Below are 12,921 nucleotides of genomic sequence, written 5' to 3'. Positions count from 1 at the left end.
GGCTGCGATCTTTTGACTTTGGCTTTTTCAAGATCAAGATCAAGATCAAAAGATCGCAGCCTTCGGCAGCTCCTACAGGTCGGCTGTCACTGGCTTCAGCCCCTGCTTTGCTCTTCACCTTCACTTGTCCCCCGCTGCCCGTCCGTGTAGAAAGCCTTTCCACAAAATCTGCACAAGGACCCTCTATGAAGTCTCTGCCATGGCTTTATCTGGCACTTCTCGGTATCGGCTACGGATTGGCGCTGAGTTACGGCCAACTCGGCTGGCTCGCGCTGATTTCTGTCGGGCTTCTGCTCTTCGCCGGTTTTGCCGTACGTCAGCAACACGTGCCGGTCGCGCGCTATCTCGGTCACGGTCTGTTCGTCGTTCTGGCGTTGGCGCTGGCGTTGCATTGGTTGCCCGGTTTCTACAACGGTCGCGCCATCGACCCGCAACGCTTCACCGACAACGCCGTACCATTCTCGATGTACCTGAATCAGGACAAACCGCTGATCGGCCTCTGGCTGTTGCTGGTCTGCCCATGGATTGTCGCGCGGCGTTCGTTGCGGCTGACGGTGTACGCCACCGCCCTGGCCCTGACCTTGAGCGCAGTCCTCGCCCTCGGCGGTGCCGTGTTGCTGGGCGTGATCGCCTGGGCGCCGAAGTGGCCGGATCAGGCGTGGCTGTGGGTGCTGAATAATCTGCTGCTGGTGACGCTGGTCGAGGAAGCGCTGTTTCGCGGCTATATACAGGGCGGCCTGAGCCGACGCTTCAAGCACCTGCCATACGGCGAAAATCTCGCCCTGCTGCTGGCTTCATCATTGTTCGCACTGGCGCATATCGGCGCTGGCTGGACATGGGTGTTGCTGGCGGGTCTGGCAGGTGTCGGCTATGGTCTGGCCTACCGTTTTGGCGGACTCGGCGCGGCGATAGCCACGCATTTCGGGCTGAACCTGCTGCATTTCGGCTTGTTCACCTATCCGATGCTCGCGGGCTGAAGCAAGGCCGGTTTTGCGACGCCGTACATAAATCTGAAAAAAAATTTCAATAAAAAGCTGACACCGCCGACAACCTTTCAAAGCCTTGCGGATTGAAAAACCATGCGTAATAACCAGCCCATCACACAACGCGAACGGACTTTCCCGGCTCAGCAACGGTTGATTTCCACAACCGACGCCAAGGGCATGATCACCTACTGCAACGACGCTTTCGTCGAGATCAGCGGGTTTTCGCGTGAGGAACTGATCCGTGCGCCGCACAACCTGGTTCGTCACCCCGACGTCCCGGCGGCGGTGTTTTCGCACATGTGGGGCACACTGAAACAAGGCTTGCCATGGATGGGCATTGTCAAGAATCGCTGCAAGTCCGGGGACCACTACTGGGTTAACGCCTACGTGACACCGGTGTTTGAAGGCAATCAAGTGGTCGGTTACGAGTCGGTGCGGATCAAACCCACCGCCGAACAGATCCGCCGTGCCGAAGCGCTTTACCAACGCATCAACCAGGGCAAGTCGGCGATTCCTTCCAGCGATAAATGGCTGCCGGTGCTGCAAGACTGGCTGCCGTTCATTCTGGTCAGCCAGCTTAGCTTCGTCATCGGCGCAACCCTGAACTCGCAGTGGGGCTTTGCCCTCGCCGCTGGTCTGTCGGTGCCACTCGGCCTATTAGGTCTGCAATGGCAGCAGCGAGGCCTCAAGCGCTTGCTGCGTCTGGCCGAACAGACCACGTCCGACCCGCTGATCGCGCAGATGTACACCGACAGCCGTGGCTCTCAGGCGCGTCTGGAAATGGCGATCCTCAGTCAGGAAGCCCGTCTGAAAACCTGCCTGACCCGACTGCAGGACACTGCCGAGCACCTGACCGATCAGGCCAAGCAGTCCGACGCTCTGGCACACAGCAGCTCGACCGGCCTGGAACGCCAGCGCGTGGAAACCGAACAAGTCGCCACCGCCGTCAACCAGATGGCCGCAACCACTCAGGAAGTCGCCAGCCACGTGCAGCGCACGGCTGACGCCACTCAAGAGGCCAATCGCCTGACCGGTCGCGGCCGCGACATCGCCGGCGAAACTCGCGAAGCCATTCAGCGTCTGTCCGTCGTCGTGGGTGAAACCGGCCTGACCGTGACCCAACTGGCCAAGGACAGCGACGAAATCGGCGGCGTGGTCGACGTGATCAAAGGCATCGCCGACCAGACCAACCTGCTCGCCCTCAACGCCGCCATCGAAGCGGCCCGTGCCGGCGAGATGGGCCGTGGCTTTGCCGTGGTGGCTGACGAAGTGCGTCAATTGGCACAACGCACCAGCGAATCGACTGGGCAGATTCATGCGCTGATCGCCAAGTTGCAACAGACTGCTTCGAGTGCGGTACAAACCATGGAAGCCGGGCATCGCCAGGCTGAAGAAGGTGTAGCGCGGGTGCTGGAAGCGGATCAGGCGTTGGTGGGTATCAGTGAAGCGGTGGCCAACATCACCGACATGACCACGCAGATTGCTGCGGCGACCGAAGAGCAAAGTGCCGTGGCTGAAGAAATCAGCCGCAACATCAGCAATATTTCGGAACTGGCGGATCAGACCTCGGAACAGGCGCACAACTCGGCATTGCTGAGTGAAGAGCTGACGAAGACGGCCAATACGCAGTATTCGTTGGTGGAGCGGTTTAACCGCTGACAAGCAAAAGATCGCAGCAGCCTCTACGTCGATCTCTGTAGGAGCTGCCGAAGGCTGCGATCTTTTGATCTTGCTCTTCATTAAAAAAACCCGGACAGCGAAAGCTTCCGGGTTTTTTATTGCAGGTCGGAAATGGATGGCGCCAGAGCCGGAATTCGCTGACTACCTTGGTTTGCCTACGCATCCACACTTGCCCGACGCTGTCTAGCTGTCAGGTTTTACAGTAGACGCGCGCGTTCCTTAGAGCGCATTTATGCCGTTCAGGCTTTTGGCCCGTCTGTCATATATTTCTAAGGAGAGGGATTTCATCATGAGCGCGAAGAACCTGTTCATCCCATCGAAAAACAGAATTCTGTCCGCCGGCAACGAGTTCCATTGGAACTTGGGAGACAACGAAATTGCGGCCGAATCAACCATGTTTTATCACCACGTATTTCCACCTACCGGCGAAGAAAGCAGGGTATTTACCGGCTTGACCGGCTCTTCGGAAGCGGGAGACTTTTTCAGTTTTACTTTAAGCGTGCCATACCTCGATCAAGACGTTATGGAGTACACCTACACACTAAACGATGGCCAAGGACTCGCGCTTTCCCATGGCCACTCGATTCCCGCACCACCGGGTTTTGAAGGCGTCAGATTTGTCGACGCGGATGATGCGCAACTGACTATCAGGCTGGACCGCACCAAAGGCACCGTTCAGGGTGATTTCGTTGCCACTTTCAAATCCAACGGCTACCGTTTGGCGCCAAGTGGCACTTTCAAACTGACAAGATCCGATCAATAAATCGGTATCGGCACTACGGCCTCTGCGCAATGAGGGGGGCTCGCGCCCCGCTCATCGCTTCGAAATTATTGAGGCAAACGCAGGTTATCCAGCAATCGATTGACCAACAGCTCGTTCAGCATGATCACCTGTTGCAGCGCCAGCAGCGGTTTGCGCTCCGGGCCACCCACCGAGTTGGCGATATTACCGGCAATAGCATGGGCGTACGACAGCGATTCACAGGCTTCGACGAGCAGGGTTTCGTCATCCAGTGTGGGGTCAACGAGAAACACGGGGCGAAACTTGGGCGATTTTGGCGGAGCCGCCAGGTCTTCGGGTTTGAGGTAGTAGTCGAGGGCGCGATCGGTTGCCTCTTTTACCTTTTGCGGGTCAAGCGCAGGGTCATGGGGTATCGGATCGGTGTGCGGTGGGTTGGGTGTGATTTTGAACATTGGTGTAACTCCAGTTTCGAATATTAGGAGCCATCACCCTCGCTACCAAACGAGTGGGTGGTGGCCATACGTGGGTTGGTAGACCGGTCGAAACGGGAAACCCGGCGCTCACGAATGAGCCCCACGCATGTCCACCATAAAAATCTGAGCCCCAAAAAGGGACTGCTTACGGTGACGCCATACGACGGTTTCGAAGCGGGCTACCAAACCCGATCACTGTTTTTCAGTGACAGGGGAACGATATAGCCCACTGCATAGCCGTGTAAGCCGGCGGATTCTGGCGTACGCGTAGGTAACGGCGCAAGGTGTTGTAGGCCCGATGGCGTAACGGGTTGTGTAATTTAAACGTGCTCACAAAATCATGTTTACGCACAGGAAATGCTGGACAGTGAGCGCTTCAAGTTTTTTATCGTGTCAGCGAAATAGCCCCTCACCCTAACCCTCTCCCAGAGGGAGAGGGGACTGACCGCGTGGAATGGAAGAGATACGCCGACGTGCGATACCGAGTCGAACTCAGATTCTGAAAGGCCCACAAATCGGCTCCCTCTCCCTCCGGGAGAGGGCTGGGGTGAGGGAAAAATCCACCACAAATCCAAAGCCGACTACGCCCCGCCCTTCACCACTCAATAGGCCGAGTGTCAGCTCGCCTGCTCTTGATCTTGATCCGCGGGCGACGTCGGAAGGCTGAGTGGAGGGATCGATCTGGGCGTGGGAGCGCAGCGACCGTTTGGCGAAGCCAAACACAGCGAGAGGAGGTGCAGCGCAGCAAACCGGAGACGCTGCGCCCGGATCGATCCCGGAGCGAAGGAACCCCGAGCCCCAGCGAGCGGGCCGCACGTAGGAGCAAGCGTTTTTGGTTACTTTTTAGGCGTTTGTAAAAAGTGACCCGCCGTAAGGGCGGAACCGTAATAAGCCATCACCGCAGCAACGGATATGCACCCAAAAAATATGTCGTAGCTGAAATCGATCCCCCTCACCCCAGCCCTCTCCCCCCATGGGGGCGAGGGGAAAGGGAGCAGATCTTCATGCAGTTCAAAATCTCAGACCAGCTCGGTCAGCTGCTGAGAAACTCGGCTACTTTCTGCGCGGCACTGGCCAAATGCTGCTCATGCGTAAACCCGGAAACCTTGAGCGGCTTCAGGTCATGATCCCCCGCCACAAGCCAAAACACCTCAATACTCGGCGATAACAAATAAGCCTCAACCGCCTCCCGATTGCCCAGCGCATCCCGCTCCCCCTGCACAATCAACGTCCGAGTTTTCAAAGAAGCCAAATGCTCAACCCGAGGCTTCTCCGGCTTACCCACCGCATAAAACGGATAGCCCAAACACACCAGCGCATCGGCACCCAATTCGTCAGCCAAAAGACTCGCCATCCGCCCCCCCATCGACTTCCCACCAACGGCCAAAGTCCCAGCGACATGACGTCGCACTTCAGAGAAAACCTCGCGCCAGCACTCAAGCAGTTTCGGCGCAGGATTCGGCGGCCGCTTGCCCCCATCCACCCGCCGCTGCGCCATATACGGAAACTCAAACCGCAACACGTTCACCCCAAGCCCAGCAAGGCGCCCAGCCATATCCGTCATCCACTCGCTATCCATCGGCGCACCCGCCCCATGCGCCAGGATAAACGTCGCCGAAGCCTCACCCACAGCCGCATCCCATAACCACCCATGATCACGTACGCACTGCGCCCATTGATCCCCGTCAATACTGGCCTTGTGCTGTTTGTCCATGCTTGCCTCGCTTTTAGTCTGCCTATAACTCCAGACGAAGGATTCGCAGCGTTTTCTGCGTGCGCTCACTTCGGCTGAACCGTGGATGGGGAACCATGAACACTTCTATCAGTACCGCCTACAACTACAAGGTGGTCCGCCAATTCGCCATTATGACGGTGGTGTGGGGCATCGTCGGCATGGGGCTCGGGGTTTTTCTCGCCGCTCAATTGGTCTGGCCCGAACTCAACTTCAATTTGCCCTGGACCAGTTTTGGCCGCTTGCGCCCGCTGCACACCAACGCGGTGATCTTCGCCTTCGGTGGCTGCGCACTGTTCGCCAGTTCGTTCTACTCGGTGCAACGCACCTGCCAGACTCAGCTGTTTGCACCGAAAATCGCCGCGTTCTGCTTCTGGGGCTGGCAGCTTGTAATCCTGTTGGCGGCAATCAGCCTGCCGCTCGGTTACACCAGTTCCAAGGAATACGCCGAGCTGGAATGGCCGATCGACATCCTGATCACCATCGTCTGGGTCGCCTACGCGGTCGTGTTCTTCGGCACGATCATGCAGCGCAAGACCAAGCACATTTATGTCGGCAATTGGTTCTTCGGTGCGTTCATCATCACCGTGGCGATTCTGCACATCGTCAACAATCTTGAGTTGCCGGTGAGTTTCACCAAGTCCTACTCGGTGTATGCCGGTGCGACCGACGCGATGGTGCAATGGTGGTACGGCCACAACGCCGTAGGCTTTTTCCTCACCGCCGGTTTCCTCGGGATGATGTACTACTTCGTGCCGAAACAGGCCGAGCGTCCGGTGTATTCCTATCGTTTGTCGATCGTGCACTTCTGGGCGCTGATCACCCTGTACATCTGGGCCGGCCCGCACCACTTGCACTACACCGCACTGCCGGACTGGGCACAATCGCTGGGCATGGTGATGTCGCTGGTGCTACTGGCACCGAGTTGGGGCGGCATGATCAACGGCATGATGACCCTCTCGGGCGCGTGGCATAAGTTGCGCAGCGACCCGATCCTGCGCTTCCTCGTGGTGTCGCTGGCGTTCTACGGCATGTCGACCTTCGAAGGCCCGATGATGGCGATCAAGACCGTCAACGCCCTCTCCCACTACACCGACTGGACCATCGGCCACGTACACGCTGGCGCCCTCGGCTGGGTGGCAATGATCTCGATCGGCGCGCTGTACCACATGATCCCGAAAATCTTCGGCAAAGAGCAGATGCACAGCGTCGGCCTGATCAACGCGCACTTCTGGCTCGCGACCATCGGCACCGTGCTCTACATCGCTTCGATGTGGGTCAACGGCATCGCCCAGGGCCTGATGTGGCGCGCGGTGAACGAGGACGGCACGCTGACCTACTCCTTCGTCGAAACCCTGGTGGCCAGCCACCCAGGTTTTGTCGTGCGGCTGATTGGCGGGGCGATCTTCCTCAGCGGCATGTTCCTGATGGCTTACAACACCTGGCGCACCGTGCGGGCCTCGCAGCCTGCTGACGTCGTTGCCGCCGCGCAGATGGCCTGAGGAGTCCGCCATGAAACACGAAACGATTGAAAAGAACGTCGGCCTGCTGATGTTGCTGATGGTGTTCGCCGTAAGCATCGGCGGCCTGACCCAGATCGTCCCGCTGTTCTTCCAAGACGTCACCAACAAACCGGTGGAAGGCATGAAGCCCTACACCGCGCTGCAACTGGAAGGCCGCGACATCTACATCCGCGAAGGCTGCGTCGGTTGCCACTCGCAGATGATCCGGCCGTTCCGCGCCGAAACCGAACGCTACGGGCACTACTCGGTGGCCGGTGAAAGCGTGTGGGATCACCCGTTCCTGTGGGGTTCGAAACGTACCGGTCCGGACCTTGCCCGGGTTGGCGCGCGTTACTCGGATGACTGGCACCGTGCGCACTTGTACAACCCGCGCAACGTTGTGCCCGAATCGAAAATGCCGGCCTATCCATGGCTGGTCACGCAAGCGGTCGACAGCAGCCATACCGAAACCAAGCTCAAGACCATGCGCACCCTCGGCGTGCCGTACACCGACGACGACATCAGCGGTGCGGTGGCCAGCCTCAAGGGCAAGACCGAAATGGATGCCCTCGTCTCCTACCTGCAAGTGCTCGGCACTGCGATCAAGAGCAAGAGGTGAGCACGATGGTCATTGAAATGAGTGCAGGCCTGATTCGCGGCCTCGGCACGGTCGTGGTGTTTGTCGCCTTCGTCGGCCTGACGCTTTGGGTGTTCAACCGCAAGCGCAATCCGGAATTTGCCGAAGCCCGCCTGCTGCCGTTCGCCGACGAGCCGCAACCCGACACCCCCCCAGCATCTGAACCAAGGAGTACCCGGCCATGACCACCTTCTGGAGTACGTGGATCTGCGTACTGACCATCGGCAGCCTGATCGGCCTGACGTGGCTGCTGATCGGCACCCGCCGGGGCGAGACCAAGGGCAGCGTCGACCAGACCATGGGCCACAGCTTCGACGGCATCGAGGAGTACGACAACCCGCTGCCGCAGTGGTGGTTCATGCTGTTCGCCGGCACGCTGGTGTTTTCCGTGGGCTATCTGATTCTGTATCCGGGCCTGGGTAACTGGAAAGGCATCCTGCCCGGCTACGAGGATGGCTGGACCGGCGTGCATGAGTGGGAAAAGGAGATGAACAAGGCTGACGCCAAATTCGGCCCGATCTTCGCCAAATTTGCCGCCATGCCAGTGGAAGAAGTAGCGAAGGACCCACAGGCGCTGAAAATGGGTGGCCGCTTGTTCGCCTCAAACTGCTCGGTGTGCCACGGCTCGGACGCCAAGGGTGCATTCGGTTTCCCTAACCTGGCCGACAGCGACTGGCGCTGGGGCGGCGATGCCGACACCATCAAGACCACCATCATGGGTGGCCGGATGGCGGCCATGCCCGCCTGGGGCGAAGTGCTCGGCGAGGCTGGGGTGAAGAACGTCGCCGCTTACGTGCGTCACGAACTGGCCGGTTTGCCATTGCCAGCCGACAGCAAGGCAGATCTGCAAGCCGGGCAGCAGGCGTTCAGCACCACGTGCGTCGCCTGCCACGGGGCAACCGGCCACGGCACTGAAGCCATGGGGGCGCCGAACCTGACGCACCCGGCCGGGTTTATCTATGGCACCAGCCTGACCCAGCTTGAACAGACCATCCGCCATGGTCGCCAAGGCCACATGCCGGCGCAGAACGAACTGCTGGGCAACGATAAAGTGCAATTGCTGGCAGCTTATGTGTACAGTCTTAGCCATGGATTGAATACAGACAAACTGATTACTGAAGACAATAAAAAGTAATCATTGCACACACCTCTGCCGCACCATTCTCGGTGCGGCAGATCCCCACCCCTTTGCGACGCATTGTCGCACCCCTTTTCAACCTCTCCTTTCGGTTCCCCGGATTCGGGTCTACGCTTGGTCGATGCGGACTGGCTCGTGCCGGTTCCAGGTCAACGCTAACCGCTGTGTTCTTAGAACCGGCTGACTGACGTGGCCGCAAAGGCCGGCAGATACCGGCTGTCGTGCCATTTGCCGTCCGTCACCCGAACAGGCCGTTTGAACACACCCCGTTACGCGCGATCTGAACCCCTCGCTTTTTTCGTCCGCTGCGACATTTTGTCCGAGGCCAATTTTGACCTTACGCGGCGCATGGAAAGGCCGCAGAATCAGCGCTGGAAAGCATTGACCCAGGTCATGGCGCGTTGCAATGACCCCCTGCTCTCTGCATACTTGCGGCCGATTCTAATCCTAATAAAACACCCAAACCGTGGAACCTTAGAATGAGCACAGCAATCAGTCCGACTGCTTATAACTATAAGGTAGTCCGCCAGTTCGCCATCATGACGGTGGTCTGGGGGATCCTTGGCATGGGGCTCGGTGTCTTCATCGCCTCGCAACTGGTCTGGCCGGAATTGAACTTCGGTCTGCCGTGGACGAGCTTTGGACGCCTGCGCCCGTTGCACACAAACCTGGTGATTTTTGCCTTCGGTGGCTGTGCACTGTTTGCCACTTCCTACTATGTCGTGCAGCGAACCTGCCAGACGCGACTGATTTCCGACAGCCTCGCTGCCTTCACCTTCTGGGGCTGGCAAGCGGTGATCGTCGGCGCAATCATTACCTTGCCGCTGGGTTACACCACCACCAAGGAATACGCGGAACTGGAATGGCCGCTCGCCATTCTGCTGGCCATTGTCTGGGTCACTTACGGTCTGGTGTTTTTCGGCACCATCACCAAGCGCAACACAAAGCACATCTATGTCGGCAACTGGTTCTACGGCGCGTTCATTGTCGTGACCGCGATGCTGCACATCGTCAACCACATGTCGCTGCCGGTCAGCCTGTTCAAGTCCTACTCGGCTTACTCGGGTGCCACCGACGCGATGATTCAGTGGTGGTACGGCCACAACGCCGTGGGCTTTTTCCTGACCACCGGTTTCCTCGGGATGATGTACTACTTCGTGCCGAAACAGGCCGAACGTCCGATCTACTCCTATCGACTGTCGATCGTGCACTTCTGGGCACTGATCACCCTGTACATCTGGGCTGGCCCGCACCACCTGCACTACACCGCGCTGCCGGATTGGGCTCAATCGCTGGGCATGGCGATGTCGATCATTCTGCTGGCGCCAAGCTGGGGCGGCATGATCAACGGCATGATGACCCTGTCGGGCGCGTGGCATAAGTTGCGCACCGACCCGATCCTGCGTTTCCTCGTGGTTTCCCTGGCGTTCTACGGCATGTCGACCTTCGAAGGTCCGATGATGGCGATCAAGACCGTCAACTCGCTCTCGCACTACACCGACTGGACCATCGGCCACGTACACGCCGGCGCTCTGGGCTGGGTGGCGATGATCTCGATCGGCGCGATCTACCACATGATCCCGCGACTGTTCGGTCGCGCGCAGATGCACAGCACCGGCCTGATCAACGCGCACTTCTGGCTCGCGACCATCGGCACCGTGCTCTACATCGCTTCGATGTGGGTCAACGGCATCACACAAGGCCTGATGTGGCGTGCAATCAACGACGACGGCACCCTCACCTACTCGTTCGTTGAAGCGCTGCAAGCCAGCCACCCGGGCTACATCGTCCGTGCGCTGGGCGGTGCGTTCTTCGCCAGCGGCATGTTCCTGATGGCGTACAACGTCTGGCGCACCGTGCGCGCCTCGAACCCGGCTGAAGCCGAAGCCGCCGCCCAGATCGCTGTCGTTGGAGCTCACTGATGAAGCATGAAGCTGTCGAGAAGAATATTGGCCTGCTGGCCTTCTTCATGGTCATCGCTGTCAGCGTTGGCGGCCTGACCCAAATCGTTCCGCTGTTTTTCCAGGACGTCACCAACAAGCCGGTCGAAGGCATGAAGCCGCGTTCGGCGCTGGAACTGGAAGGCCGCGACGTTTACATCGCCAACGGTTGTGTCGGCTGCCACTCGCAGATGATCCGACCGTTCCGCGCTGAAACCGAACGCTATGGCCACTACTCCGTCGCCGGTGAAAGCGTCTGGGATCACCCATTCCTGTGGGGTTCCAAACGTACCGGTCCGGACCTGGCCCGTGTGGGCGGTCGTTACTCCGATGACTGGCAACGTGCGCACTTGTACAACCCGCGCAACGTCGTCCCAGAGTCGAAAATGCCGGCTTACCCGTTCCTCGTGGAAAACAAGCTCGACGGCAAAGACACGGCCAAGAAAATGGAAGTGTTGCGCACGCTCGGCGTCCCTTACACCGACGAAGACATCGCCGGTGCCAAAGATGCCGTGAAGGGCAAAACCGAAATGGACGCGCTGGTGGCCTATCTGCAAGGCCTGGGCACCATCATCAAAAGCAAACGGTGAATTAGATGGATATCGGGATGATTCGTGGCCTGGGCACCGTTGTTGTGATGGTGGCCTTCATCGGTCTGGCGCTGTGGGTGTTCAGCCCCAAGCGCAAGTCGGAGTTTGAAGACGCGACCTTGCTGCCTTTTGCGGATGATCCCGAAGCCATCAAGCACGTCGAGCAAGCTTCTAGGAGTAACAAAGAATGACTACATTCTGGAGTCTGTACGTCACAGTCCTCAGTCTCGGTACGATCTTCGCCCTGACCTGGCTGCTGCTGTCGACCCGCAAGGGCCAGCGCAGCGAACAGACGGACGAGACGGTCGGCCACTCCTTCGACGGGATCGAGGAGTACGACAACCCACTGCCGAAATGGTGGTTCATGCTGTTCGTGGGCACCATCGTGTTTGCACTGGGTTATCTGGTGCTGTACCCGGGCCTGGGTAACTGGAAAGGCCTGCTGCCGGGCTACAACTACCTTGATACCGACAAGCAGACCGCGTTCGCCAACGGCCAGACCGGCTGGACCGGCGTTCACGAGTGGGAAAAGGAAATGGCTCGCTCGGACGCCAAGTTCGGTCCGATCTTCGCCAAGTTCGCTGCCATGCCGATCGAGGAAGTCGCCAAGGACCCGCAAGCGCTGAAGATGGGCGGCCGTCTGTTCGCCTCCAACTGCTCGGTCTGCCATGGCTCCGACGCCAAGGGTGCCTATGGTTTCCCTAACCTGACCGACGCCGACTGGCGCTGGGGCGGCGAGCCGGAAACCATCAAGACCACCATCATGGGCGGTCGTCACGCCGTGATGCCGGCCTGGGCCGAAGTGATTGGTGAACAAGGCGTTGCCGACGTCGCCGCTTACGTGATCACTAACCTTGATGGCCGCAAACTGCCGGAAGGCACCAAGGCTGATCCGGCCAACGGCGGCAAACTGTTCGCCGCCAACTGCGTGGCTTGCCACGGCCCGGCGGGTAAAGGCACCCCAGCCATGGGCGCGCCTGACCTGACTCACCCGGGCGCGTTCATCTACGGTTCGAGCTTCGCGCAACTGCAGCAGACCATCCGTTACGGCCGTCAGGGCCAGATGCCTGCGCAGGAACAGCTGCAAGGCAACGACAAGGTGCACCTGCTGGCGGCGTATGTTTACAGCCTGTCCCATGGTGAGAAACCAGCGGAAGCCGAGGCGCAGTAAGGCCCGCGCTTCACGCAATAAAAAAGGCCCCGCCAATGAGAATTGGCGGGGCCTTTTTTATTGCGTAGTCATCACTTGAGACATTTACCCAATAGACCCGGATACCGAGGCCCTGTAGCGTTTTGCCGATCCCGATGATCGACATCGGGTTAACTTCAAGGATGAAGTCGCATGTTAAAGAATGACAAATTCACACTGCCAGCCAAGCCATTACCGCACCATCTCGACGACTTTCTCCGTCCTGCACCAGAACCCGCCAAATCCGCAGATTCAGCTCTCCGAGCCATGGCCAGTCCAGGCAACGGCGGTGGCCTGGACGGACTAGGAGGC

General features: G+C 58.9%; 13 protein-coding genes. 11 read left to right on the top strand and 2 right to left on the bottom strand.

Annotated elements, in window-relative coordinates; translation table 11 throughout:
• The first annotated feature begins 185 nt into the window (after positions 1-185).
• From IAI51_RS26060 to IAI51_RS26050, 3 genes are all read left to right on the top strand, one after another.
• Positions 186-977, top strand: coding sequence for a CPBP family intramembrane glutamic endopeptidase (locus tag IAI51_RS26060; RefSeq protein ID WP_187681085.1), 792 nt, complete (start codon positions 186-188; stop codon positions 975-977).
• A 102-nt stretch (positions 978-1,079) separates the two neighbouring features.
• Entirely contained in the window at positions 1,080-2,645 is a 1,566-nt protein-coding gene (locus IAI51_RS26055) for a methyl-accepting chemotaxis protein (RefSeq protein ID WP_187681084.1), read from the top strand.
• 310 nt (positions 2,646-2,955) lie between these two features.
• Positions 2,956-3,429, top strand: a complete 474-nt coding sequence (locus tag IAI51_RS26050) for a hypothetical protein (RefSeq protein ID WP_187681083.1) — start codon at positions 2,956-2,958, stop codon at positions 3,427-3,429.
• Positions 3,430-3,494: 65 nt separating this feature from the next.
• Here the strand turns inward: IAI51_RS26050 and IAI51_RS26045 are convergent, their stop codons facing one another.
• Together IAI51_RS26045 and IAI51_RS26040 are read right to left on the bottom strand one after the other, a co-directional pair.
• The gene (locus IAI51_RS26045; RefSeq protein WP_187681082.1) at positions 3,495-3,860 is read right to left on the bottom strand and encodes a DUF6124 family protein; all 366 of its coding nucleotides are present in this window, start codon (positions 3,858-3,860) and stop codon (positions 3,495-3,497) included.
• Positions 3,861-4,914: 1,054 nt separating this feature from the next.
• Positions 4,915-5,595: an alpha/beta family hydrolase gene (locus IAI51_RS26040; RefSeq protein WP_187681081.1), complete on the bottom strand. Its 681-nt coding sequence runs from the start codon at positions 5,593-5,595 to the stop codon at positions 4,915-4,917.
• A gap of 95 nt (positions 5,596-5,690) precedes the next feature.
• Between IAI51_RS26040 and ccoN (IAI51_RS26035) the strand changes: the two genes are divergently transcribed.
• From ccoN (IAI51_RS26035) to ccoP (IAI51_RS26000), 8 genes are all read left to right on the top strand, one after another.
• Positions 5,691-7,115, top strand: coding sequence for a cytochrome-c oxidase, cbb3-type subunit I (ccoN, locus tag IAI51_RS26035; protein WP_187681080.1), 1,425 nt, complete (start codon positions 5,691-5,693; stop codon positions 7,113-7,115).
• A gap of 10 nt (positions 7,116-7,125) precedes the next feature.
• Entirely contained in the window at positions 7,126-7,734 is a 609-nt protein-coding gene (gene ccoO / locus IAI51_RS26030; protein WP_003223389.1) for a cytochrome-c oxidase, cbb3-type subunit II, read from the top strand.
• A 5-nt stretch (positions 7,735-7,739) separates the two neighbouring features.
• Complete coding sequence (locus IAI51_RS26025) at positions 7,740-7,937, top strand: cbb3-type cytochrome oxidase subunit 3 (RefSeq protein WP_187681079.1); 198 nt, start codon at positions 7,740-7,742, stop codon at positions 7,935-7,937.
• Positions 7,934-8,887 (top strand): cytochrome-c oxidase, cbb3-type subunit III, encoded by a 954-nt coding sequence (gene ccoP, locus IAI51_RS26020; protein WP_187681078.1) that lies wholly within the window; start codon positions 7,934-7,936, stop codon positions 8,885-8,887. Before IAI51_RS26025 ends, ccoP (IAI51_RS26020) begins: the two co-directional genes overlap by 4 nt.
• A 482-nt stretch (positions 8,888-9,369) precedes the next feature.
• On the top strand, positions 9,370-10,812 hold the full coding sequence (gene ccoN / locus IAI51_RS26015) for a cytochrome-c oxidase, cbb3-type subunit I (RefSeq protein ID WP_187681077.1): 1,443 nt from the start codon (positions 9,370-9,372) through the stop codon (positions 10,810-10,812).
• Entirely contained in the window at positions 10,812-11,420 is a 609-nt protein-coding gene (gene ccoO / locus IAI51_RS26010) for a cytochrome-c oxidase, cbb3-type subunit II (RefSeq protein WP_095047713.1), read from the top strand. The genes ccoN (IAI51_RS26015) and ccoO (IAI51_RS26010) overlap by 1 nt, the downstream gene beginning before the upstream one ends.
• 5 nt (positions 11,421-11,425) lie before the next feature.
• Complete coding sequence (locus tag IAI51_RS26005; protein WP_003175465.1) at positions 11,426-11,611, top strand: CcoQ/FixQ family Cbb3-type cytochrome c oxidase assembly chaperone; 186 nt, start codon at positions 11,426-11,428, stop codon at positions 11,609-11,611.
• Positions 11,608-12,591 carry a cytochrome-c oxidase, cbb3-type subunit III gene (gene ccoP / locus IAI51_RS26000; RefSeq protein ID WP_187681076.1) on the top strand — a complete coding sequence of 328 codons (984 nt, stop codon included), beginning with the start codon at positions 11,608-11,610 and terminating at the stop codon, positions 12,589-12,591. The genes IAI51_RS26005 and ccoP (IAI51_RS26000) overlap by 4 nt, the downstream gene beginning before the upstream one ends.
• Positions 12,592-12,921: the final 330 nt, after the last annotated feature.

This window comes from Pseudomonas sp. N40(2020) (assembly GCF_014472415.1).
In the GTDB taxonomy this organism is placed as follows: Bacteria; Pseudomonadota; Gammaproteobacteria; order Pseudomonadales; family Pseudomonadaceae; genus Aquipseudomonas.
Note: the sequence above shows the minus strand (reverse complement) of the source record. Positions and strands in the feature narration are given on the sequence as shown.